Below are 22,924 nucleotides of genomic sequence, written 5' to 3'. Positions count from 1 at the left end.
GCGGACACGGCCGTCAGCTCCTGAAACCCGGGGCGCCCTTGGCTCTGCCCTTCCCCTTCCCCTTGTCCGGGGACGGCCAGACCCCCGTCGAACGCTCGACGGCCTTCGCGCCCGTGCGGTCCGCCGCGCTGCGGGCGACGGCGAACAGCGCGCCCTGGAGGGCCGCGGCGAGCAGCACCTCACCCCAGCCGCGGTCCTTGTCCAGTGCGTCGGGAGCGTCCTCCTCGTGACGCACCGCCTTCCACGCCGCCTCGAAGGCCAGCCCGGCCAGGGCCCCGCTCGCCCAGCCCAGCGCGAACCCCAGCGGCTTGTAGGCGAGAGGGAGCTTGAGTTTCTTCCGCTTCTTGGGCATGTGGGTCTCCTCCTGTGGTCCGAGTCGACGGTGCCACCGAATCCGGGCCCCTGGTAGAGGGCCGCACCATCCGCCGATGTGTGAGCCGCGCGGGCCTGGGCAATCGGACGGGGTGAATCGGACATCGCAGGACCGGTCGGACCGGCCGAAGCCGTCGGAACCCTCCACGGAGCCGCGGGAACCGGCGCGGTCGGAGCCGTCGCCGAAGCCGAAGGGGCAGGACCACAAGACGCGCCTGACCGTGTTCGTGGCCCTCGGAGCCAACCTCCTGATCGCCGTGGCCAAGGCGGTGGGCGGGCTGCTCACGGGCTCTCCCGCGCTGCTCTCCGAGGCGGCACACTCCGTGGCGGACAGCCTGAACGAGGTCTTCCTCCTCGCGGCCCTGCGCCGCAGCCGCCGGCCCGCCGACCGCCGGCACCCGTTCGGCTACGGCAAGGAGAGGTTCTTCTGGTCGCTGCTCGCCGCCGTCGGCATCTTCGTGATGGGCGGCTGCTTCTCGTTCTTCCAGGGATTCGAGGCGCTGAAGAAGGGCGGCGAGGAGTCGTCCGGCGGCTATGTGGCGGGGCTGGCGGTCCTGGTCGTCGCCCTGCTCGCCGAGGGCGCGTCCCTGTTCCGAGCGGTTCACCAGGCGCGCGGTCAGGGCGGCGTCGGAGGGCTGCGCGACCCCGCCCTGCGCACGGTGGTCGCCGAGGACGGCACCGCGGTGCTGGGCGTCACGCTCGCGATCATCGGCATGGCGCTGCACATGATCACCGGGCAGATCGTGTGGGAGGCCTCGGCCTCGTTCGCCATCGGAGCGCTCCTGGTGGGCGTCGCCTACTGGCTGGGCCGCGACGCGCGCGAGCAGCTCATCGGCCGGGCCGCCGACCCCGAATCGAGCGGCCGGATACGGGCCCTGCTGGAGGCACAGCCCGAGATCGACAGCGTGGAGTCGCTGCTCACCATGGAGATCGGCCTCGACTCGACCCTGGTCGCCGCCCGGATCGACCTCGTACCGGGCCTGGACAGCGAGGAGGTCGAGGAAGTCGCCGTCCGCATCAAACGCTCCGTCGCGCACACCGTGCCGGAGGCGGACCAGATCTTCCTGGACGTGACCGACGCGGCGGCGGCCCGGGCCGCCGCGCGCGAGGACGGGACAGCGGAAGACCCCGCCGCGACGGGGGAGCGCGGCGGGGCCTGAGGCACGGGTGCCCGGCGGGCTACGGCTCATGCACGCCGCGTCCACGGGATCCCGGCGGCGGCTTCAGGCGCCCTGCGAGGGACTCGGCGCGAACGCGGCCAGGGCCCCCGGCCGGGCGCCGCCGGGACCGCGGTCACGCATTGCGCGTCGTTGCCGGAGGAGCCGCCGCACGGGCGTCCGCACCGCTCAGTCCGTCGGCTCCAGCACGAAGACGGGGATCTCGCGGTCCGTCTTCTTCTGGTAGTCGGCGTACGAGGGGTACGCCGCGACCGCGCGCTCCCACCACTCGTCCTTCTCCGCACCGGTGACCTCACGCGCGCGCAGGTCCCGGCGCCGGGCGCCGTCCTGGAGTTCGACGTGCGGATCGGACTTCACGTTGTAGTACCAGACCGGGTGCTTGGGGGCTCCGCCGAGCGAGGCGACCGCCGCGTAACGGCCGTCGTGCTCGACGCGCATCAGCGGGGTCTTGCGGATCTTTCCGCTCTTCGCACCGCGGGTCGTGAGAATGATGACCGGCAGTCCGGTGTCCTGCAGTGTGGTCCCCTCGGTGCCGCCGGAGCTCTCGTACAACTCCACCTGCTCGCGCACCCACTGCGTCGGGCTGGGTTCGTACTCACCCTCAAGAGGCATGACTTCCGTCCCATCTCGCGTCGTACTGAACCTGTCTCGGCATGATTCAACACCAGTGCGGACGCGATTCATCCGCACCATGACGCCGTGGGTGATCGCGGACGCGGGAGCCGTGCGGGACGGTGGAGCCGTTCCCGGCGGGGGACGACGACGAGGCGGCCCCATGCCGGCGGTCACCGCACACGTTCCGACGACCCGTGGCGTGACCGGGGAGCCGCCGCGCCGGATCGGCGCCGGCGGCCCCGAAAGGATCACGGAGCTGTACGCCGAACGGATCGACCGGAAGCTCAGCCGGCCACGGGCCGAGCACGGGCGCGCGGCGACCCCGTGGATCCGTCCGCGGTCCACCCGTACCGACGCGGGCGCCCGCTTCCGCGAGCCGGGCGCGCACCACCGGTCCGCGTGGTCACGGTCAGGCGACGAGCATCCGTACGGCCAGCACCATGATCACGGCGCTGGAGGTGAGCGCCGTGACCAGCCGTCCCCGGTGGCCCGTCAGGACCCGGCCCAGCAGCGCGCCGCCGCCGGCGATCAGCAGTTGCCAGCTCGCCGACGCGAGGAACGCGGCGAGCACGAACACCCCCTGCTCCAGGGGCCGTACCGCCTCGGTCGCCCGGCTGCCGAGGACCAGCGCGGCGAAGTAGACGATGGTGGTGGGGTTCAGGAGGGTGATCCCCAGCAGCGTCAGATACGCGCGCGCCGGGTGCGCCGGATCCTTCGTGGCGCGGGCGGTGAGCCGCCGCTCGCGGTACTGGCGCAGCGCGGTGACGGTGCTCCGTACCGCCAGGGCGACCAGGACCAGCCCGGACACCCAGCGCAACGGTGTCAGCACCGGCTGGAGCGCGGTGGCGAGCGCGGCGCCGCCGAGCGCGGCGACCAGGGCGTACACCCCGTCGGCGGTCGCGACGCCCAGGGCGGCGGACCCGCCGATCCGCAGTGACGTACGCGCGGTGAGGGACACTAGATAGGTCGCGACCGCTCCGACGGGGATGGCGATGCCATAGCCCGCGAGCAGCCCCGCGACGAGCGCGGCGGTCACGATCGGGGAAGCGAGGGCCTCCGCGGTCGGCCGGGCTGCTGCTGGACCCGCACCGGACGAGTGGCGGCGGAGGTCGGCGGCAGGAAGGCTTCGAACATGGACATGCGCAGATCCTCGGGCCTCCGCGGCGGTCCGTGCAAGCGAATTACGAGGGTCGCCGCCGGAGTCGCGAGGGACACCGCCGAGCCACCTGGGACGGGTGCCGACCGTGCCGTGAGCGGGCGGTTCGAGCCACGGTCCCTGCCACGCGCCGGCCCGCCGCCCCGCGAGGACCCGGTCGGCGCCCCACCGGGCGACGGCGTTCGGCCAGACCGCCCGACCGGAGCATCTGGCCGAACTTCGAGTGGCTCTGTAGATGCCTGGGGCATCTAATGAGAGCGGCAAGATCGGCAAGAGGGAACCATCGCATGCGAGGTCACTCATGACAGAACCCGTTGCCTTCCCCCAGGACCGCACGTGTCCTTACCACCCGCCCACGGCGTACGCCCCCCTGCGCGAGGCGCGCCCCCTGTCGCGGGTCTCCCTGTACGACGGGCGCAGCGTGTGGGTCGTCACCGGCCACGGCACCGCCCGTGAGCTGCTCACCGACTCGCGGCTGTCGTCCGACCGCACCCGTCCGGCGTTCCCGATGCCCACGGAGCGGTTCGCCTCCGCCCGCGACCGCCGGGTGGCACTCCTCGGGCTCGACGATCCCGCGCACCACACCCAGCGCCGCATGCTGGTCCCCAGCTTCACGCTCAAGCGGATCGGGTCCCTGCGCCCGCGCATCCAGGAGACCGTGGACCGGCTGCTCGACGCCATGGAGGAGAAGGGCGCGCCCGCCGAACTGGTCGGCGACTTCGCGCTCCCCGTGCCGTCGATGGTGATCTGCGCGCTGCTCGGCGTCCCCTACGCCGACCACGAGTTCTTCGAGGAGCAGTCCCGCAGGCTGCTGCGCGGCCCCACCGCCGCGGACACCCAGGACGCCCGCGACCAGCTGGACGCGTACTTCGGGTCGCTCATCGACCGCAAGCAGAAGGACCCGGGCGAAGGACTCCTCGACGAGCTCATCCAGGACCGGCTGCGCGACGGCGAGGTGGACCGCGAGGAGCTGATCAGCCTCGCGACGATCCTGCTGGTCGCCGGTCACGAGACGACCGCGAACATGATCTCGCTGGGCACGTTCACCCTGCTCAGGCATCCGGAGCAGCTGGCGGAGCTGCGCGCGGAGCCGGCACTCATGCCCGCCGCGGTGGAGGAGCTGCTGCGCTTCCTCTCCATCGCCGACGGTCTGCTGCGGGTGGCGACCGAGGACATCGAGGTGGCCGGGGCGACGATCCGCGCCGACGACGGCGTCGTGTTCTCGACCTCCGTCATCAACCGTGACGACTACACCTTCCCCGAGCCGGACGCCCTGGACTGGCACCGTCCGGCCCGTCACCACGTCGCGTTCGGCTTCGGCATCCACCAGTGCCTCGGCCAGAACCTCGCGCGTGCCGAGATGGAGATCGCCCTGCTGTCGCTGTTCGACCGGTTGCCCGGTCTGCGGCTGGACGCGCCGGCGGACGACATCCCCTTCAAACCCGGAGACACGATCCAGGGGATGCTGGAACTCCCCGTGACCTGGTAAGAGGCTTACCGGCATGACCATCGACATCGCTATCGACAAGGACGTCTGCATCGGTGCGGGACAGTGCGCGCTGACCGCTCCGGGCGTCTTCGCACAGGACGACGAGGGATTCAGCGAGGTGCTCCCCGGCCGTGAGGACGGCGGCGGTGACCCGCTGGTCCGGGAGGCCGCGCGGGCCTGCCCGGTGGGCGCCATCACCGTCTCGGAGGCCTGAGGACACCTCCCGCGGACCCGGGGACGCCTTCCTCGGGTCCGTACCTCCCTACGTCCTTACCTCCCCGTACCCCCTGCGTACGTCCGTACCTCCGTCGCGGCCCGGGCGGGTCCGGTGCCGTGGCGTACGGCTAACCGGTGTGCCTGCCGGACGAGATGATCGTCGCGGCCGCCGCCGACGCGTGTCCTGCCGCGTCCGCCCCGCGCGCGATGCCCGCGGTGACCATGGCTCCCTCGGCGAGCAGACACAGCTGATCGGCGAGGACGTCCGGCAGCCCCGCGTCGGTCACCAGGACGCCGAGATAGTCCCTGAACGCCTTCTTGTGGGCGCGGACCTGACCGGTCACGCGCGATGAGGTGGCGCCGAGTTCGCCGTAGGAGTTGATCCAGGCGCACCCGCGGAAGTCCGGTTCCCCGAACCACAGCCGGAGCCAGTCGAACACGGCCAGGATCCGCCGCTCGGGTTCCTCGTACCGGTCGACGTGGTCGGCCAGCCGGCGCCGCCAGCGGATGTCGCGCCGCTCCAGGTAGGCCTCGACCAGCAGTTCCTTCGCGGGGAAGAGCTGGTAGAGCCGCTTGAGGGAGACGCCCGATGCGCCCCGGATGTCGTCCATGCCGACGGTCTGGATGCCGCGGGCGTAGAACAGCTCCTCCGCGGCGTCCAGCGCCTGTTCCCGGGCCTGCGCGAGGGCTTGTCCGCGAGCGCTCGTGATGTCCATGGGCAGGGGGCTCCTTGACGCGAGAACCAACGTTCTCTACGTTAGCAGCCGGTCCGGAGAACGTACGTTCTCGCTCCTTGCTCCGCCCGTCCGGAAAGGAAACCGCTCATGCCCGCACGCCCGCCCCTGCCGCCCTTCACCCGGGAGACCGCCCTCCAGAAGGTCCGGGCCGCCGAGGACGCCTGGAACACCCGTGACCCCCACCAGGTCTCGCTCGCCTACTCGGAGGACTCGGTCTGGCGCAACCGCGACACCTTCGTCACCGGCCGCGCCGCGATCGTCGACCTGCTCACCGCGAAGTGGGCGCGCGAGCGGGATTACGCCCTGCGCAAGGACCTCTGGTCCTTCGACGGCAACCGCATCGCCGTCCGCTTCCAGTACGAGTCCCGTGACGCGGACGGCCGTTGGTGGCGGTCGTACGGGAACGAACTGTGGGAGTTCGACGGGCAGGGGCTGATGACCCGCCGCGAGGCGAGCATCGACGACGTGCCCATCGAGGAGAAGGACCGCCGTCTCTTCGGCCCGCGCTCCGACGCCGAAGGCGGGGCGTCCCTGCCGCTCCGCTGAGGGCTGTCCCGTGATCCCCGGTGGGCGCACGACGACAACTACGGCACCTCGCCGCGTTGTCGGACCGCCCGAATACACCAAGCAAGGGGACGACCCTCCGCCTTGCGACGCACCGCATCCGACGCCGCGCGCTGATCCACCGGGGATCACGGGACAGCCCTCAGGGTCCCTCGATCCCGGTGGCGGGCGACAGCACCTAGGGTTCCCCGGGTGACCGAACGCACCGGGCCGACCCCCGCCCCAAGGCCCTTCCTCTACGTCGTCGTCTGCGCGGCGGGCGTCGCCCGGGACGTCGGGGGGCTGATCGCCGCCGCACAGGAGCGGGGCTGGGAGGCCGGCGTCATCGCCACCCCGCAGGGGCTCGGGTTCTTCGACACGGCTGCCGTCGCGGCACGGACCGGCCGTCCGATCCGGTCCGCGTGGCGGGCCCCCGGCGACCCGCGCCCCTTCCCGGCCCCCGACGCGGTGGCCGTCGCTCCGGCCACCTTCAACACCGTGAACAAATGGGCGGCCGGCACCGCGGACACCCTCGCCCTGGGCACCCTGTGCGAGGCGTACGGTCTCGGCGTCCCGATCGCCGTACTGCCCTGTGTGAGCGACGCGTTGGCGGCCCACCCCGCGTACCGCGCGAGCCTCGACCGGCTGCGGGGCATGGGTGTCCGGTTCGGCGAACGCTACTCGGGGGAGCCGGACGCGGACGGGCGGCGTGCGGAGTTCCGCTGGGAGCGGGCGCTGGACCTGCTCGACGCCCGCACCTGACGGCGGACGGGGCGACGGGCGGCCCCGTCGCCTACGGTCTGCGGAAGATCGTGATCGAGTGGCCGACGTCGTCCACCGGCGTACTGCCGTCGAGCAGCGCGGCCAGACGGCCGTCCGCCTTCGCGACCGAGGAGTCCGAGACGGCGAGCAGACCGTGCACCTCGCCCGGCGGCGCCTTGCGCGGATCGGCGGCCTCGATCCCGTAGGCGGAGGGCACGCCGCTGCCCTTGTAGACGAGCCAGACCCGCTCGTGCGGATACCGCTCGGACAGACGGTCCGCGAGCCGTCCCAGGTCCTGACCCCAGTCGACGTTCGAGTCGTGCAGCCGCAGACGGGTCATCGACGGTCCGCCGAACGCCTCGTTCGAGTACGGCAGGTAGTACGGGAACGCGCGCAACGAGCTGACGGCGACGGACAACACCAGTACCGCCGCGGCGAGACGGGCCCGGCGGGGCCGCAGCGCGAGGACCCCGGCCGCCGCGACCGATAGGAACACCGGCACGAACAGGGCGTACCGCACCCCCAGATCACGGGATCCCGTCATGGCGACGGCGAGCAGCACGGCCGGAGGCAGCAGGACGTACGGGGCGGCGGCGCGCAGCCGGGGCACGCCGGCCATCGTGGCCGCGCCGGACAGCCAGAGCACGAGCATGCCGAGCGGTGTCTTCACCAGCAGCGCGGCCGGCAGGTAGTACCAGAGCGAACCGCGGTACACCCTGCCGAAGAGGAATCCGCTCCACGTCGCGTTCTCGAAGCCGAACTGGACCCGCATCCCGTCGCGGTACGGCCGGGGGAGGGGCAGCCAGTGCAGTGCGAGCCCGCGCAGACCGTGCACGGCGGGGACGTCCGCGGGCGTGGCCCAGCGCAGTCGCGGGTCGACGACGAGATAACAGGCCCACACCACGACGAGGGCCAGCACCGCCACGCCGACCGCCACCGCCATGCTCAGCGCGACGAGCCGCCGCCGTGCGTGCGGGCCGGGGCCGGGCGCGCGGCGCGCGTGCCAGGAGGACCGGAAGGAGAGCACCGCCAGGAGCAACAGCACCGGGACCGCCGGCAGGGTGCTCATCTTGGTGGCGAGCGCCGCGCCGAGGGCCACCCCCGCGAGCGCCAGATGCGGTACCGGCCGCCCGCGCCGCGCCCGCCACACCAGCCAGGCCGACGTCAGCACGAATCCCGCCGCCGGAACGTCGAGGGTGGCCAGCGAGCCGTTCGCGATCACGTCGGGAGACAACGTGTACAGGGCGAGCGCCACCAACCCGCCCACGGAACCGACCAGTTCACGGGCGAACGCGAGGACGACCAGACCGAACAGCAGCGTCAGCACGATCACCGGCAGCCGGGCCCAGAACATCACCTGCCAGGGATCGTTGCCCGACTCGTACAGCAACCGCCGTCCGAGCGCCGTCTGGTCGTCGGTCGCGTGGGCATCGAGGTGGGGGTGGGCGAACACCAGCCCGGCACCGATGATCAGTTTGCCCAGCGGCGGGTGTTCCGGGTTGTAGCGCAGGCTGTGTTCGCGCGTGTAGACCACCGCGGTGCCCACGTACACCGGCTCGTCGATCGTCGGTGTCTGCCGCGCGGCGGCCGTGACCATGGCCACCGCCATCTGCGCGAGCAGGGCGGCCACGGCGAGCGCGAGCAGCCACCGCCGGTGCCGCCGCAGTCGTGCGTAGCGGTGCGGCGGCTCGGTGGTGCTCGTCGGCAGGCGGCTTTCCCGTCTGTCCGCCATGGAGGTCGACATACCTCTTGATACGTCCGCCCGGGGGCCTGCCGCTCATCCGACACGGCCCGGTTTCGGCGCCCGCGCGCCGCACGGGCCGTCCGGGTGCGGCGGAAGGGCGGCCGGGCGGGTGTTCAGTGGCCGAGTTCGGCCCGCAGTTCCGGCTGGAGCAGGGCGCCGTGGGCGCGTACGAGGTCGTCGCACAGGTCCCAGATCCGTTCGACGGGCAGCGCCGCGGCCGTGGCGGGGTCGGCCATGGCCGCGTGCCGGATGTGGCGGGGATCGTGGTCGGTGGCCGCTCGTACGACCAGGTCGTTCACGGCGACATAGGCGCTGTTGAGGGCCGCGCACTGCGGTGGAAGCGAGCCGACGCGGGTGGGCTGGACGCCCAGCGCGTCGGTCAGGCAGGGGACTTCGACCACGGAGTCGGCGGGCAGGTTGTCGATCAGCCCGCGGTTGGGCACGTTCCCGTAGATCGTGCGCGGGGTGTCGGTCAGGGTGCTGTGGATGATCTGCGGGGCGTACTCCAAAGTGCCTTCGACAGGCAGCGGCGCGTCCTTGGCCAGGGCGTCGCGGGTCCGCTCGTAGCTCGCCGTGTTCTCCTCGATGATCTCCAGATAGGCGCCGACCGGCAGCCTGAGGCGTTCGATCTCGCTGTCGTGGTGCAGATACCAGGGCACGTACTCCGAGGAGTGCTCGCTGGTCTCGGTGGGGTAGTGGCCCAGCCTGCGGTACATGTCGACGCGGACCCGGCGCAGCAGGCCGGGGTCCCTGGCGATCGCCTCGTCCAGCAGCGGGTGGAGGTCCTGGCCGGCGCGTTCGAAGCGGAGCACCCAGGCCTGGTGGTTGACCCCGGCCGCCAGATAGGACACCTCCTCGAACGGCACGCCGACCAGCGCGGCGAGGTCGTGCATCGTCCAGTGCACCGAGTGGCACAGGCCCGTCACGCGCAGGTCCGGGGCGACGCGGCTGAGATAGAGGACGTTCATCGCCATGGGGTTGGTGTAGTTCAGCAGCATGGCGTCCGGGCACAGTTCGGCCATGTCCTCGGCCAGCGCGCGCAGGACCGGGAAGGTGCGCAGGGCGCGGAAGATGCCGCCGATGCCGAGCGTGTCACCGATGGTCTGGCGCAGGCCGTGGCGGGCCGGGATCTCGAAGTCGGCGCGCGTCGCCTCGTTCATGCCGACCTGGATGATGTTGATGACGAAGTCCGCGTCGGCCAGGGCCGCCCGCCGGTCCAGGTGCGCGGTGATCACCGGCTTGGCCCCACGGGCGGCGGCGATGCGCAGGGCCGCGCCCTCCGCCGTCGCGAGCCGCTCCGGGTCGATGTCGTGCAACGCGATCCGGACGCGGGCCAGTTCGGGGAAGGCGAACAGGTCCGCGAGCAGCCCCTGGGTGAACACCACGCTCCCGGCCCCGATGAAGGCGATCTTCGCGGCGGTGACGTCGTACATCAGTGAATCCTTCTTTCCGAGTTGTCCGAGGTGGCGGCGCGGGCCTCGTCCCACGTGGGCTGCGCCGCCGTTCCGCCGTGACCGCGTGTGGAGAGCGAGCCGCAGGCCACGGCGGTGGCCAGGGCCGAGGCGAGGTCCAGTCCACGCAGGGTCGCGGCGACGAATCCGGCGTCGAAGCTGTCGCCGGCGCCCACCGTGTCGACGGGTTCGACGGGCACCGCGGGCGCGTGCAGCAGTCGTGTCCCGCGCAGGGCGAGGGCGCCGTTCCCGCCGTCCTTGACGACGACGGTCGGTGGCTGCCGTAGGGGCGGGGACGCCCCGTCGCCGTTCACGAGTCCGTCGCGCGGTGATCCGGGGTACGGTCGGGCCCCCGTGCCGGGATACAGACCGAGGGCGCGTGCCTCGGCCGCGTTCGGCAGCAGGATGTCGGTGACCGCGAGGACCGGATCGAGGAGGCCACGGTCCCAGCGGCCGGCCGGGTCGTCGTTGGTGTCGAGCGAGGTCGTCGCCCCCGAGGCGCGGGCCCGCGCGAACACCGCTCCGAGGGAACGCGCCAGACGGGGCATCAGGAAGAACGACGCCGCGTGCACGTGCCGGGCGGCTGCCAGCAACTCCTCCGGGACGTCCTGGGCGCCGGTCGCCGTCAGACAGCCCGGCGCGGTGAGGATGGCCCGGTCGCCGTCCTCGGTGGTGACCACGACCGTGAGGGGCGTGGCCAGTTGGGGATCGGTGACCAGGAAACTCACGTCGACCCCCCGTCCCGCCAGCGCGTCGCGCACGAACACGCCCGCGGGATCGGCGCCCACTCGGCCCGCGAAGGCGACCCGCAGCCCCAGCCGGGCCGCCCCGCACGCCATGATCGCCGCGGATCCGCCGAGCACCAGCCCGGCGTGCGGGACGAGTTGTTCACGCTGTCCGTAGGCGAGTGGCGCGGCGAGCGGACCGGCCACCACGTCCGGATTCGCGTCGCCGATCACCACGAGATCGAAAGCCCGCACCGCCGTCACCCCTTCAAACCGCTCGACGTGAGCGACTGCACGAACGTCTTCTGCGCCAGCAGGAACGCCACCAGGACCGGCAGCACGGTGATCACGTTCCCCGCCATCACCGCCGACCACCGGGTGTGGTGCTGTCCCTGGAAGGTGGTCAGCCCCAACTGGAGCGTGTACCGGGTGTCGTGGTTGAGCGCGATCAGCGGCCACGACAGGTCGTTCCAGGTCGACAGGAACGTCAGCACCGCGACGGTGGCCAGCGCGGGCCGGGCCAGCGGCAGCACGATCGAGAAGAGGACCCGCAACCGCGAACACCCGTCGATCCAGGCGGCCTCCTCCATCTCCCGCGGCAGCGAGAGGAAGAACTGCCGGAACAGGAACACCGCGAACGGGGTGACCAGCGACGGCACGATCAGCGCGCCGAGCGTGTCGATCAGTCCCAGTTCCTTCATCACCAGGAAGGTGGGGATCATGGTGAGCTGGAACGGGATCACCATGGTCGCCAGCATCAGCCCGAGCAGCAGCCGCGACCCGGCGAACCGCATCCGCGCGAACGCGTAGCCGCCCAGCGCCCCGAACAGCAGATTCGATCCCACCGCGACCGAGGCGACCAGGAAGGAGTTGGCGAACCAGCGCGGGAACAGCGCGTTTCCGAGCACGTACCGGTACCCGCCGAGGTCGATTCCCTTCGGCCACAGCGCGGGCGGGAACCGGTTGATCTCCGCGTTCGTCATCACGGAACTGAGCACCAGCCACACCAGCGGCAGCGCGAAGCACAGCGCCAGCGGCGCCAGCAGCAGATGCCAGCCGCTCACCTTCGGCGTCCTCATCGGACCGCTCCTTCCGTACGGTTCTGGCGGCGCCGTGCGACCCGCAACGCCGCGCCGACCACCATCAGGGCCGCCGCCAGCACGTACGCCGCTGCGGCCCCGTACCCGGCCGTGAACGTCTGGAAGGCCTGCTGCCAGACGAAGTAGACGACGACCGTGGTCGAGCCGAGGGGGCCGCCCTTGGTCGTCACGTAGATCAGGTCGAAGACCTGGAGCGCCGTGATCACCTGCCACAGGAACAGGAACACGGTGACCGGCGTGAGGGTCGGCAGCACGATGTGACGCAGGATCAGCGTGCGGCCCGCCCCGTCGATGCGGGCGGACTCGACGAGTTCGGGCGGCACGTCCTGGAGCGCGGCCAGATAGACGACGACGCAGAAGCCGACGCCGCTCCACAGCGAGATGAGGACCAGCAGGTAGATCGCCTGGTCGGGGTCGGACAGGAAGCCCTGCGGTGAGATGCCGAGCTGGTGCAGCAGCGAGTTGGCGACCCCGAACTCCGGGTCGAGGATGAACGAGAACAGCACGCCCTGGGCCGTGGCCGACACCACGAACGGGATGAAGACGAGCGTCCGGTACAGGCCGACAAATCTCAGACGCCGGTTCAGGGCCAGGGCGAGCGCGAGGCCTCCGACCAGACTGAGCGGCACGTAAAGGGCCGTGTACAGCAGGGTGTTGCTCACGGCCGTGTGGAAGGCGGGGTCCTCGGCCAGGGCCCGGTAGTTGTCGAGGCCGACCCAGCGGCCCGGCGTGACCAGGTCGTCGGCCCGGAAGGACAGCAGCAGCGACCACAGGACGGGGACGATGCCGAGGCCGAGGATCACGACGACCGCGGGGCCGATGAACCCCCAGGCGGTGGCCGTCTCACGGCGGGCGCGACGGCGGGCGGCGCGCCGTGCGACGGCCGGGGGCACCGCGGCCTGCGGGGCGAGCGTGATGGCGCGGGGCAGAGTGGACAAGACGGCCTCCCTCACCTGGAAGTCACCTGAGAGCCCGGGATTCACCTGGACCTGGACGACGGAACGCGGAGGACGCGTCGGAACGCGTCGGTGGATGCCGGACGTTCTGGGGTGCCCGGCCGGGTCAACGGGGGATGAGCAGGGCGGCGTCGGACCGTTCCGCGCACCGGCGCAGGGCGCCTGCGGGGGAGTCCTTGCCGAGCAGCACGGAGACGATCGCCTCGCCGAGTGCCTGGGAGATCTGCGGATAGGCCGCGTGGACGGGACGCACCCGGGCGGAGCCCAGCGCCTCGGTGAACACGTCGAGGCCCCTGGTCCGTTGGGAGTGCCGCCGCCACTCAGGCCGGGCGGCGGTGGCCGAGCTGAGCGGAAGGCTGCCCGCCGAGAGGTCCCAGCGGGCGTCCTGGGCGGGCCGCATCATCCAGCGCACGAACTCGACGGCCGCCCGTGAACGGGCCGAGCCGTTGTCGAACACCGTCCAGGTGTCCGGGCCCGAGATGGTGACCGGCCGGCCGCTGTAGGTCGGCAGCGGCACGACGCCGTAGTCGACGCCGGCGCCGATGATGTCCGGGAGCTGCCAGGGGCCGGTCCCCACCATGGCCATCCGGCCGGCCATGAAGACCTGGTACATCTGCTCGCCGCCGGGCTTCGGATCGACGTACACGCTCTTGTCACGGCTCAGCCTCGCGAGGGTCTCCAGAGCCCGTACCCCCTGGTCGGCGAAGCCGATGTGCCTGCCGTCGGCGGCCACCACGTCCCCGCCCAGGTCCCAGACCATCGGCCACAGCCGCCACACCGTGTCCTCGTCGCCGGTCCCGGGCCAGCCCGTACCGAAGACCCCGCGGCTCTGCGCGGTCAGTCTCCGTGCCGTGTCGGTGAACTCGTCCCAGGTCCAGCCGGCCCGCGGGAAGTCCACCCCGGCCTGCCGGAACAGCTTCCGGTTGTAGACGACGGCCAGGGAGTCGAGCAGCGCCGGAGCGGCCCGCACCCTGCCGTTGACGGTGATCCCCTCCCGGACCGGGGTCCAGAGGGACCGCCACGGCGTGGGACCCGCGTGCAGCGCCGACGTCAGGTCGACGACACGGGGACTGCGCGCGATGCTGGCCAGGTCCGAGCCGAAGATGTACGCGATGTCGGGATAGGAGCCCGAGGCCAGCGCGGCCGTCACCTTCTGGAGCATCGCGTCGGACAGCACACCGCCGCCCGCGCTGTCCACGCGGATACCCGGATGGGTGCGGTTGAACTCGGCGACGAGCGCCTCCACGGCCTTCCTGCCCGTGTCGCTCTGCCCGTGCCACAGCTCGACGGTCACGGTGCCGTCGGCGCCGACGCCGTCGGAGACGCCACCACCACAGGCGGCGAGGAACGGGGCGGCGGCCGCGCCGGCGAGCAGCCGGCGTCGCGCGATCGAGGAGGTCATCATGCCCCCCGTCAGCGCGTCCGGCGGACGTAGTCCGCGCTGCCCGGCGTCGAGACGTCCACGTCCCGGCGTACGATGCTCAGCCGATTCCCGTACCGCGCGCGGGCCTTGCGCAGCCCGCTGTCGGTGTACTCGATGACCACGACCCGGTCGTGGAACGCCTTCGCGTACGTGCCGCACTCGTCGTACTCGCCGCACTCCTCCGCGACCGCGAAGTCGAGGCCGGTCCGTGCCCGCTGCCCGGCCAGCTCCGCGGTGTTCTTCTGCCCGATGGCGAGCCCGCGGGCGTGCGCGCGGTCGGAGAGCAGCGTGATGAACGCGGTGGCGTCACCGGCGCTCAGCAGGTGGTGGGAACGGGTGTAGCTGTCGTAGTTGTCCGGCTCCACCGCGTCGAAGCCCCGGTCGGCGCAGCCGTCGATCCACCGGCCGACCCGGGCGGCCACCCGCTCGCGCTTGTCCGGAGTACCGATGTCGAGCAGCGCCTCGTCCCAGTCGCGGTCGACGACCACCCCGCCGTCCGCGTCCCGCAGCAGCAGGTCGGCGGGCCACCGCCGCTCCTCGCCCGGCTGGACCTGGAAGGCGTTGACGTAACAGATGTTGTAGAGGCCGGGCGCGGGCGTCGCCGTACGGTCGCGGCTGACGATGCGGACACCGGACGGCGGCCGGTAGGCGCCGCCGATCTGGTAGTCGAAACCCGCGTGGAGCGGGGGGAGCCGCACGGCCCGCGGGCTCTGTCCGGAGGTCGCGTGCTTCCGGGGCGGCTTACTCTTCGCCGGGCCGGAAGCACAGCTGACCAGTGCCACGAGCGCCACCAGGGCAGCGGCCGCCCCCGGACCGGCGACGCGGAGAACACGTTTGACGGGCATGTCCGCTCCATCAATCGCGAGTACGACCCCGCCTCGGACGCTCCCGCGATCCTGGCGACTTTGGCCGGACTTGAACCGTGTCCGTTACCGGCTGGGCGCACCTCTGGGTGCCCGGCTGCACGCCTCGGCACGTCAGGATCAAAGCGCTTGGACGCCGCCCGCGTCAAGGCCGCTGCCCCACGGTGGGGCCGCCGCCCCGCGTCAAGGCCGCTGCCCCGCGGCAGGGCCGCGAGGCGCCCGCCGACACGCGATGTCCTCCGGGAGCGCGGACCCGGGCCCTATTGTCACGACATGACCGGAGACCGTATCGCACTGGCCGTCCACGACCACGGGGGCGACGGCCCGCCGCTGCTCCTGCTGCACGGAGCCGGCCGCACGCTGGCCGACTGGGCCGCCGTGGCCCCTCTCCTGACGTCCTGTCACCGGGTGCTCGCCGTCGACCTGCGCGGACACGGTCTCTCGCCCTCCGGGACCTGGAGCCTGTCCAGGGTGACCGAGGACATCGAAGGGGTCCTGGAGGAGTACGGCCTTCCCGGCGCGCTCCCGGTCGGACACTCCCTCGGCGGGATGATCGCGGTGCGGTACGCGCTGGACCACCCGGCGGTCACGCCCGGCGCGGTGAACCTGGACGGATACGGGTGGGGCCGCCCCGACCAGTACGTGGACCTCGACCCCGCCCGTGTCGCCGAACGGCTCGTCCAGATCAGGGAGTCGGCGGCGGCCGCGCTGCCGGGCGGCCCGCTGCCCGTCGACGGTCTGCAGACACTGCTCGCCCAGCAGCGCGTCCTGTCCGGTCAACTCGGCGTCCCGTACGAGCTGCTGGAGACGGCACTGCTGCGCTCCGTGGGCCACACCCCGGACGGGCAGCTGGAGTTGAGGCCGCGCCGGGAGCACGCGCTCGAGATGCTGGCGGAGATCGACTCGCTCGACCTGTTCGGCCTCTTCGCGCGGTTGGACCGCCCGCTGCTGCTCGGGCGCGCGCTGCGTCCCGGGCCCCCGGTAGCGGGCAAGGAGTGGTTCGACGACCTGATGACTGCCTACGGGAAGGGGCTCGCCCGGGACCTCGCCGCGCTGGCCGAACTCCGCGCCCACGTACGCGTCGTCGGGATCGACGGCACGCACGCGATGCTCCTCGAGAACCCCGGCGCGGTGGCCGGCGCGGTCCTCGCCTTCGCCGCCGAAGCGTTCCGCGGATCCCCCTCGGTCCCGCGTCGGTACGCGCTGCCCGAACCGGGGGAGTGACGTCAGTGGGGGGACGTGGCGGCGAACTCGTCGCCGCACGGGCCGGCCCCCTCGCTCTCGGGCAGGGCGACCGGCTCGCCGTCCATGGTCAGGGTGCGGTAGTGGCCCCCGATGCGGGCCGTGGACCGCCCGACGTAGTGACCGATGAAGCAGCGGCGGAAGCGGTCGGCGCTGCGGTTGGGGCCGGAGCCGTGCACCAGGCTGCCGTTGAAGAACAGCACGTCACCCGGTGCCATGTCGACGGGCACGGCCACCAGACCGGGTGGCGGCGGCACGTACTCGCGGACGAAGGACAGCTCCTCGTCCGCCTCTTCGGGACAGAGGATCTCCCCGCGGTGGGTGCCCGGCACGACCTCGAGCCCGCCGTTGTCCCGGTCGATCGTGTCGCACGCGATCCAGGCGGCCACGCAGGTGCCCGGCTCGACCCGCAGATAGAAGTTGTCCTGGTGCAGCGCCTGGCCGCGGGCACCGGGCGGCTTGAAGTAGAACATGCTCTGCGCGGCCAGGACCTCCTCGCCGAGCAGGGCTTCGAGGATCTCCCGCAGCCGGGGATTGAGCAGCGTGCGCCGGGACAGCGCGCTGATGCGGTGCGGGTGCATCACCCGGGGATGGCCGTGCAGCGGATCGGCCGGCCCGCCGGTCCTCGTCGCGCGCGGCTCGAAGTGTCCCGGTACCGGCCCGGCGGCGTGCAGCGCGGCGAACTCCGCGCACAACGCGTCGATCTCGGCGCCGGTGAACAGCCCGCGGACCACCGCGAAGCCGTTCTCCGCGAACGCCCGCTCCCACCCGAACGGCCGTCGCCCGTTCCTGTCCGTGACCGTCATCCGACCGTCCCTTCCGCTCGGGGGACGAGGTGCCCCACGCTAGGCCGACGAGCCTTCCGGGAGGATGCCTGTGCGTGCTGACGTCCTGTCCGAGCCTGCTGTCCCGTCCCCGCCGCCGGGCCTGGTGACCATCGGGCGCTACGACCAGCGGCCGGGATACCGCGTCCACCGGCCCGACGGCAGCGACAGCTGGCTGTTCACCTGGACCACGGCCGGCCGCGGGAGCCTCCGGCAGGGCGCGACCCGGACGACGGCCGGCGCGGGCGACCTGGTGGTCCTGGGCCCCGGCGTACCGCACCGCTACGGCGTCGAACCGGGCGCCGGCCACTGGGCGTTCTGGTGGACGCACTGCCGGGCCAGGCCCTCCTGGGACCGGTGGCTGCGGCCGTACGCCCTCGACGACGGGGTGTACGCCGTGCGGCCCGCGCGGAGCCGGGAACGTATCGCGTCGGCGTTCCGGCGGATGTTCGCCGACGCACGCTGGACGGGGGACGGCGAGCCGCCCGGCGGGACGGAACCGGCCGACGGCGCGGTCGCGGTGGCGCACGGCACCGCGGCCAGGGAACTGGCCCTGTGCTCCCTGGAGGAGATCGTGCTGCTCGGCGCCGCCCCGGCGGAGCGCGGCCGGCCCGGGGTGGACGCCCGGGTGCTGCGGGCGGAGGCGCTGATCGCCGCGGACCCGGGCGCCGCGCACACCGTCCGCTCGCTGGCCGGGGCGGTCGCACTCTCGCCGTCGCGGTTCGCGCACCTCTTCACCGAGCAGCTCGGCCGCTCTCCCATGCGGGCGCTGCGGGAGGCACGGCTGCTGCACGCGGCCCGGCTTCTGGAGGCCACCGGGCTCCCGGTGGAACGGGTGGCCGAGGTCTCCGGATTCACCAGCGCTCCCCACTTCCAACGGTCCTTCCGGCAGCGCTACGGAACCCCGCCGGGGGCGTACCGGCGCGAGACCCGCTGAAGCGTGAGTCCCGCCTGCCTTACGGCGCCCGGCACGCCCGCTCGCCGTACCGGGCGAAGGCCCGGGCACGTCCGGCGCGCGGGCTCGCGCCGGCCACGCGGGGAGTACGTACCGGACGCCGCGGGGCCCGTCCTCCGGGCGGGTGACGGCACCCCCGCAACGCCCTACGGGTGGTGCGGGGGAGGCGGCGGCAGGGTCGTGACGTCCGGTGCCGACTCCGGCCAGACCAGCAGCACCGGACAGGGCGCGTGGTCGACGACGAAGCGTCCGGCCGGCCCCAGACTGTGCGGGCCCAGCCGGGCCCGGTCGCCGTCGCGGGCGAGCACGAGCAGATCGGCGCCGTCGGCCGCGGCGACCACCTCCCGCTCGGCACGGCCGGCGCGCTCCAGACGCTCGCAGGGACGGCCCAGACGCTCGGCCGCCGCGTCGAGCAGCCGTACGGCGGACGAGGCGCCGAGATCCTCCAGCAGCACCTCGGGGTCGCGCTCCCGGTGCCCCCGGCCGAGCAGCCCGGCGAAGGCGCCGTGCGCCAGACCGGGCACCCCCGGCTCGCTGACGTGCAGCAGCACGGTCTCCGTCGCCCGTGGCGCGTGCTCGCGCACCGCGTCCACACAAGCCGGCCAGGTCCCTTCGACGAGCCAGGCGATCACCCGCATGGGCAGCGTCCTCCGTTCAGCCTCCGATGACGTGGAGCGAGGTCCACAGTGCCAGTACGGCGGGGACCAGCGCGGCCGGCACGGCGATCAGGCCGAGCCGGGTGAACTCCTTGAGGTCCACGCCGTGTTCGTGCTCGTGGACGATACGCCGCCACAGCAGGGTCGCCAGGGAACCGGCGTAGGTGAGGTTGGGGCCGATGTTGACGCCGAGCAGGACGGCCAGCACCGCGCCGGAGCCGGACGTGGCGGCGAGCGGCAGCAGCACCAGGACCGCGGGCAGGTTGTTGATCAGATTGGCCAGGACGGCGGCGAGCGCCGCGATCCCGAGCAGCGCGGGCAGCCCGCTGCCGTCCGGCAGGATCCGGCCGAGGGCGTCGGAGAGTCCGTTGTCGACCACCGCGCGGACGACGACGCCCAGGGCGAGGACGAAGGCCAGGAAGGCCGGAGCGGTGGCCCGGACCACGGTGAGCACGGTGGCGCGCCCGCGCACCATCGCCCGGACGGCGAGCACCAGCGCCCCGGCCGCCGCCGACCACGCCGGATCGATCCCGACCGCGGAGGCGACGACGAAACCGGCCAGCGTGCAGCCGACCGTGACCAGCGCGAACAGCGGGAGCTCCGGCGGCTCGTCGCGGGTGGGCTGCGGAGCGGCGGCGGCCAGGTCGCGGGCGAAGAAGCGCCGGAAGACCACGTACTCGGCGCCGATCGCGACCAGCCACGGAAGGACCATGAGCGCGGCGAACCGGGTGAAGCTCAGCCCGCTCGCGGTGAACGCCAGCAGGTTGGTGAGGTTGGAGACGGGGAGCAGCAGCGAGGCCGTGTTCGACAGGTGCGTGCAGGCGTAGACGTGCGGTTTGGGGCGGGCGCCCATCCGCGCCGCGGTGGCGAAGACGACGGGCGTGAGCAGCACGATGGTGGCGTCGAGGCTGAGCACCGCGGTGATCGCGGAGGCGAGCGCGAAGACGGCGGTGAGCAGGCGCCGGGGCCGCCCCGCGGCCCAGCGCGCCATCCACGCGCCGCACGCGTGGAAGAGGCCCTCGTCGTCGCAGAACCGGGCGAGGACCAGTACGGCCGCCAGGAAGCCGATCACCGGCCCCAGGTGCGCGGCCTCCTCGCGGGCGTGCGCCCACGAGATCGCGCCGGTGGCCATCACCAGCAGGGCGGCCGGGACCGCGACGACCGCCTCGGGCCAGCCGAACGGCCGCACCACCGCGCAGACGAGCACGGCGGCGAGCAGCACGACGGACAGTGTTTCGGCGAACGGGGTGTTCAGGGTTCGGTCCTCCAGGGCACGGTCGGGTGCCCGTCCATCACATCAGATGCCGCACCACCTGCCCCGACGGGACGCGGTCAGACCTCCGGAAGCGCGTCGCGCCTCCGGCGGCGGGTCGGACCTCCGGGGCCGTTCGGACCTCCTGGGCCGTTCAGATGTCCGAGTGCAGGCCGAGTTCCGCCCAGATCGTCTTTCCGTCGGTCGTGTGCCTGCTGCCCCAGCGCTGGGTGAGCTGGGCGACCAGCAGCAGCCCGCGCCCGCCCTCGTCGAAGGTCCTGGCCCGGCGCAGATGCGGCGCGGTGTGGCTGCTGTCGGAGACCTCGCAGATCAACGTGTCCGCGTCGTGGATGAGCCGCAGCCTGATGGGCGCATCGCCGTACCGGATCGCGTTGGTCACCAGCTCGCTCACCACGAGTTCGGCCGTGAAGGTCGCCCGGCTGAGTTCCCAGCGGCCGAGCTGCTCCACGACCTGGCCGCGGACCGGCGCGACCAGGGCCGGGTCGGCGGGAATGTCCCAGGTCGCCACCTGGGAGGACGGCAGGCCGTGGGTCCGGGCGAGCAGCAGTGCCACGTCGTCCGGGGCGCCGCCGGCGGGCAGCAGGGCCTGGAGGATGGCGAGGCAGGCCCCGTCCAGCGAGTCCGCCGACCGCTCCAGGGTGTCGCACAGCAGGTCGCGGCCGATGTCCGGGTCGCGTTCGCGGCTCTCCACCAGTCCGTCGGTGTAGAGGGCGAGCACCGTGCCCTCGGGGAGGGCGAGTTCGACGGACTCGAAGGGGAGCCCGCCCAGCCCCAGCGGTGGTCCCGCGGGAAGGTCGATCTGCCGGGCCGGGCCGCCCGGCGGAAGCATGACGGGCGGTGGATGGCCGGCCCGCGCGAGCGTGCAGCGCCGTGTGACCGGGTCGTACACCGCGTAGAGGCAGGTCGCGCCGACTTCGCCCGTGGTGTCCTCGGAGCCCGCCTCGGCGGACAGCCGTACGACGAGGTCGTCCAGGTGGGTGAGCAACTCGTCCGGGGCGAGGTCGATGTCGGCGAGCGTCCGGACGGCGGTGCGCAGCCGGCCCATGGTCGCGGAGGCCTGGACGCCGTGGCCGACGACGTCACCGACGACCACGGCCACCCGCATCCCGGACAGCGGGATCACGTCGAACCAGTCGCCGCCCACCCCGGCCCGCGCGGCGGGCAGATAACGGGAGGCGGCCTCCAGGGCGGCCGTGCGCGGCAGTGTCCGGGGCAGCAGGCTGCGTTGCAGGGAGAGCGCGGTCTCGCGTTCGCGGGAGTAGCGCCGGGCGTTGTCGATGCAGACGGCGGCCCTGGCCGTCACCTCCTCGGCGAGCAGCACGTCGTCGGCGGTGAAGGGGTCCAGGCGCCGGTATCGGGTGAGGACGGCGACTCCGAGGGTCTGGCCCCGGGCCGTGAGCGGAACGCACATGGTGGCGTGGATGCCGTACTCCGCGGCGCGTTCGGCCCGCAGCCCGTCCCAGGAGAGCCACTCCGACAGGGTGGCGGAGTGGTCGGGCGCCACGATCGTCCGGCCGGCCGTCAGCGAGTCGGCCTGTGGCGAGGTGAGGGGGTAGACGTCCAGCTGCCCGGGCTTGAGCACGGCCTCGGGCGAGCCGGGCTGCACCGACCGGTGGGCGGCACGGCGCAGGGTGACGGGTGTGGCCGGCGGTCCGAGCGGGGGTTCGCCCCCGTGTTCCGGGGGGTCCAGCAGGTCGACGCTGACGAAGTCGGCCAGGACGGGTACGCAGACGTCGGCGAGTTCCTGGGCCGTTCGGGTGACGTCGAGGGAGGTGCCGATGCGTACGCCGGCCTCGTTGACCAGTTGCAGGCGTTCCCGGGCGAGGTAGTGCTCGCTGAAGTCGTGCGCGGCCAGGCACACCCCCACGACCTTGCCGCCGGCGTCGGTCAGCGGGGCGATCCGGGCCAGCCAGGCGTGCGCGCGGTGCTCACCGCCCGCTCGCAGATACGTCTCGACGTCGCGTCCGACTCCGGAGACGAGGACGTCGTGCAGATGGCTCTCCAGGTGCTCGCTCTCCTCCTTGCCGCCGATCTCCGAGATGCGCAGGCCCCGGATGCGGGCTTCGGGGAGGCCGATGACGTCGGCCATGGCGTCGTTGACCGCGAACAGGCGCAGCCGCCGGTCGTAGACCGCCACGGGGCACGGGGACTGGACCGGCACCGCCGTGGTCAGCGGATCTCCCGGCTCCCGGCGGTCCCGGGGGTCCAGCGGTGTGACCACCAGCCAGCCGTCCGGGCCGCCGTCCGGCGACCGTCTGCGGTGGGCGAGCAGCCATACGGGGAGTGGGTGTCCGTCGCGGTGGCGCAGGGTGAGAGTGCCGGTCCAGCGGCTGCCGACCGGTCCGCCGGGCAGCTCAGAGCGGTCGGCGAGGAGACCGGAGGCGGGGCGGCCCTCGACTTCTCCGGGAGCGTGGCCCAGCAGACGGCGGGCCCCCTCGCTCCACTGGAGCAGGGTGCCGTCGGCGCCGATGACCGCCCGCGCCGTGGCCGCCTCGTCGAGGGGGTCGAGCGGGGTCATCGTCGCCACTCCCTTGCCGGTACTCGCGGTGAACACGCGTCACTGGGGTCTCAGCCTAGTGCGCGGGCGCGTCGCGCACCCCGCACACGGGCCGCCCGGGAGCGCATCGGCAGGGCGCCTTCCGGC

At 72.9% G+C, this 22,924-nt stretch carries 22 protein-coding genes; 7 read left to right on the top strand and 15 right to left on the bottom strand.

Annotation, left to right across the window (positions count from 1 at the left end; genetic code table 11):
• Positions 1–13: 13 nt before the first annotated feature.
• On the bottom strand, positions 14–352 hold the full coding sequence (locus tag ACFV2J_RS23110; protein WP_385081711.1) for a DUF4235 domain-containing protein: 339 nt from the start codon (positions 350–352) through the stop codon (positions 14–16).
• A 76-nt stretch (positions 353–428) separates the two neighbouring features.
• Between ACFV2J_RS23110 and ACFV2J_RS23105 the strand changes: the two genes are divergently transcribed.
• Entirely contained in the window at positions 429–1,532 is a 1,104-nt protein-coding gene (locus ACFV2J_RS23105; RefSeq protein WP_385081713.1) for a cation diffusion facilitator family transporter, read from the top strand.
• A gap of 186 nt (positions 1,533–1,718) precedes the next feature.
• Here the strand turns inward: ACFV2J_RS23105 and ACFV2J_RS23100 are convergent, their stop codons facing one another.
• Complete coding sequence (locus ACFV2J_RS23100; protein ID WP_385081714.1) at positions 1,719–2,162, bottom strand: nitroreductase family deazaflavin-dependent oxidoreductase; 444 nt, start codon at positions 2,160–2,162, stop codon at positions 1,719–1,721.
• Positions 2,163–2,574: 412 nt separating this feature from the next.
• On the bottom strand, positions 2,575–3,201 hold the full coding sequence (locus tag ACFV2J_RS23095; protein WP_385081715.1) for a LysE/ArgO family amino acid transporter: 627 nt from the start codon (positions 3,199–3,201) through the stop codon (positions 2,575–2,577).
• Between the two features lie 421 nt (positions 3,202–3,622).
• Here ACFV2J_RS23095 and ACFV2J_RS23090 point away from each other — a divergent pair, with 421 nt between their 5' ends.
• The gene (locus tag ACFV2J_RS23090) at positions 3,623–4,810 is read left to right on the top strand and encodes a cytochrome P450 (RefSeq protein ID WP_385440317.1); all 1,188 of its coding nucleotides are present in this window, start codon (positions 3,623–3,625) and stop codon (positions 4,808–4,810) included.
• Positions 4,811–4,829: 19 nt separating this feature from the next.
• Positions 4,830–5,024, top strand: a complete 195-nt coding sequence (locus ACFV2J_RS23085; RefSeq protein ID WP_385081737.1) for a ferredoxin — start codon at positions 4,830–4,832, stop codon at positions 5,022–5,024.
• A 130-nt stretch (positions 5,025–5,154) separates the two neighbouring features.
• Here ACFV2J_RS23085 and ACFV2J_RS23080 read toward each other — a convergent pair whose 3' ends face one another.
• Complete coding sequence (locus ACFV2J_RS23080) at positions 5,155–5,742, bottom strand: TetR/AcrR family transcriptional regulator (protein ID WP_385081717.1); 588 nt, start codon at positions 5,740–5,742, stop codon at positions 5,155–5,157.
• Between the two features lie 108 nt (positions 5,743–5,850).
• Here ACFV2J_RS23080 and ACFV2J_RS23075 point away from each other — a divergent pair, with 108 nt between their 5' ends.
• Positions 5,851–6,309, top strand: a complete 459-nt coding sequence (locus ACFV2J_RS23075; protein ID WP_385081718.1) for a nuclear transport factor 2 family protein — start codon at positions 5,851–5,853, stop codon at positions 6,307–6,309.
• Positions 6,310–6,519: 210 nt separating this feature from the next.
• Positions 6,520–7,068, top strand: coding sequence for a flavoprotein (locus ACFV2J_RS23070; RefSeq protein ID WP_385081719.1), 549 nt, complete (start codon positions 6,520–6,522; stop codon positions 7,066–7,068).
• Positions 7,069–7,099: 31 nt separating this feature from the next.
• Here ACFV2J_RS23070 and ACFV2J_RS23065 read toward each other — a convergent pair whose 3' ends face one another.
• From ACFV2J_RS23065 to ACFV2J_RS23035, 7 genes are all read right to left on the bottom strand, one after another.
• Positions 7,100–8,800 (bottom strand): glycosyltransferase family 39 protein, encoded by a 1,701-nt coding sequence (locus ACFV2J_RS23065; protein WP_385081720.1) that lies wholly within the window; start codon positions 8,798–8,800, stop codon positions 7,100–7,102.
• Positions 8,801–8,925: 125 nt separating this feature from the next.
• A complete protein-coding gene (locus tag ACFV2J_RS23060; protein WP_385081739.1) occupies positions 8,926–10,245 on the bottom strand; it encodes an alpha-glucosidase/alpha-galactosidase in 1,320 nt (439 codons plus the stop codon).
• Entirely contained in the window at positions 10,245–11,252 is a 1,008-nt protein-coding gene (locus tag ACFV2J_RS23055; protein ID WP_385440312.1) for a carbohydrate kinase family protein, read from the bottom strand. Before ACFV2J_RS23055 ends, ACFV2J_RS23060 begins: the two co-directional genes overlap by 1 nt.
• Entirely contained in the window at positions 11,249–12,067 is an 819-nt protein-coding gene (locus tag ACFV2J_RS23050; RefSeq protein WP_168531607.1) for a carbohydrate ABC transporter permease, read from the bottom strand. The genes ACFV2J_RS23055 and ACFV2J_RS23050 overlap by 4 nt, the downstream gene beginning before the upstream one ends.
• Complete coding sequence (locus ACFV2J_RS23045; protein ID WP_385081723.1) at positions 12,064–13,026, bottom strand: carbohydrate ABC transporter permease; 963 nt, start codon at positions 13,024–13,026, stop codon at positions 12,064–12,066. The genes ACFV2J_RS23050 and ACFV2J_RS23045 overlap by 4 nt, the downstream gene beginning before the upstream one ends.
• Positions 13,027–13,150: 124 nt before the next feature.
• Positions 13,151–14,449, bottom strand: a complete 1,299-nt coding sequence (locus ACFV2J_RS23040; protein WP_385081724.1) for an ABC transporter substrate-binding protein — start codon at positions 14,447–14,449, stop codon at positions 13,151–13,153.
• Between the two features lie 8 nt (positions 14,450–14,457).
• Positions 14,458–15,312: an endo alpha-1,4 polygalactosaminidase gene (locus ACFV2J_RS23035; protein ID WP_385081726.1), complete on the bottom strand. Its 855-nt coding sequence runs from the start codon at positions 15,310–15,312 to the stop codon at positions 14,458–14,460.
• A 291-nt stretch (positions 15,313–15,603) separates the two neighbouring features.
• Between ACFV2J_RS23035 and ACFV2J_RS23030 the strand changes: the two genes are divergently transcribed.
• Complete coding sequence (locus ACFV2J_RS23030) at positions 15,604–16,554, top strand: alpha/beta fold hydrolase (protein WP_385081727.1); 951 nt, start codon at positions 15,604–15,606, stop codon at positions 16,552–16,554.
• A 2-nt stretch (positions 16,555–16,556) separates the two neighbouring features.
• On the opposite strand, the gene ACFV2J_RS23025 is transcribed toward ACFV2J_RS23030, so the two are convergent.
• Positions 16,557–17,378, bottom strand: a complete 822-nt coding sequence (locus ACFV2J_RS23025; protein WP_385081728.1) for a phytanoyl-CoA dioxygenase family protein — start codon at positions 17,376–17,378, stop codon at positions 16,557–16,559.
• Between the two features lie 64 nt (positions 17,379–17,442).
• Here ACFV2J_RS23025 and ACFV2J_RS23020 point away from each other — a divergent pair, with 64 nt between their 5' ends.
• The gene (locus ACFV2J_RS23020; RefSeq protein WP_385081729.1) at positions 17,443–18,333 is read left to right on the top strand and encodes a helix-turn-helix domain-containing protein; all 891 of its coding nucleotides are present in this window, start codon (positions 17,443–17,445) and stop codon (positions 18,331–18,333) included.
• A 164-nt stretch (positions 18,334–18,497) separates the two neighbouring features.
• On the opposite strand, the gene ACFV2J_RS23015 is transcribed toward ACFV2J_RS23020, so the two are convergent.
• The 3 genes from ACFV2J_RS23015 to ACFV2J_RS23005 all read right to left on the bottom strand — a co-directional run bounded on the left by ACFV2J_RS23015 (position 18,498) and on the right by ACFV2J_RS23005 (position 22,798).
• Positions 18,498–18,989, bottom strand: a complete 492-nt coding sequence (locus ACFV2J_RS23015; protein WP_385081730.1) for a universal stress protein — start codon at positions 18,987–18,989, stop codon at positions 18,498–18,500.
• A gap of 16 nt (positions 18,990–19,005) precedes the next feature.
• Positions 19,006–20,262: an arsenic transporter gene (locus ACFV2J_RS23010; protein WP_385440339.1), complete on the bottom strand. Its 1,257-nt coding sequence runs from the start codon at positions 20,260–20,262 to the stop codon at positions 19,006–19,008.
• 151 nt (positions 20,263–20,413) lie between these two features.
• Positions 20,414–22,798: a SpoIIE family protein phosphatase gene (locus ACFV2J_RS23005; protein WP_385081731.1), complete on the bottom strand. Its 2,385-nt coding sequence runs from the start codon at positions 22,796–22,798 to the stop codon at positions 20,414–20,416.
• Positions 22,799–22,924 lie beyond the last annotated feature (126 nt).

This window comes from Streptomyces sp. NPDC059668, assembly GCF_042734135.1.
In the GTDB taxonomy this organism is placed as follows: Bacteria; Actinomycetota; Actinomycetes; order Streptomycetales; family Streptomycetaceae; genus Streptomyces.
This window is presented reverse-complemented; position numbering and strand designations above follow the sequence as displayed.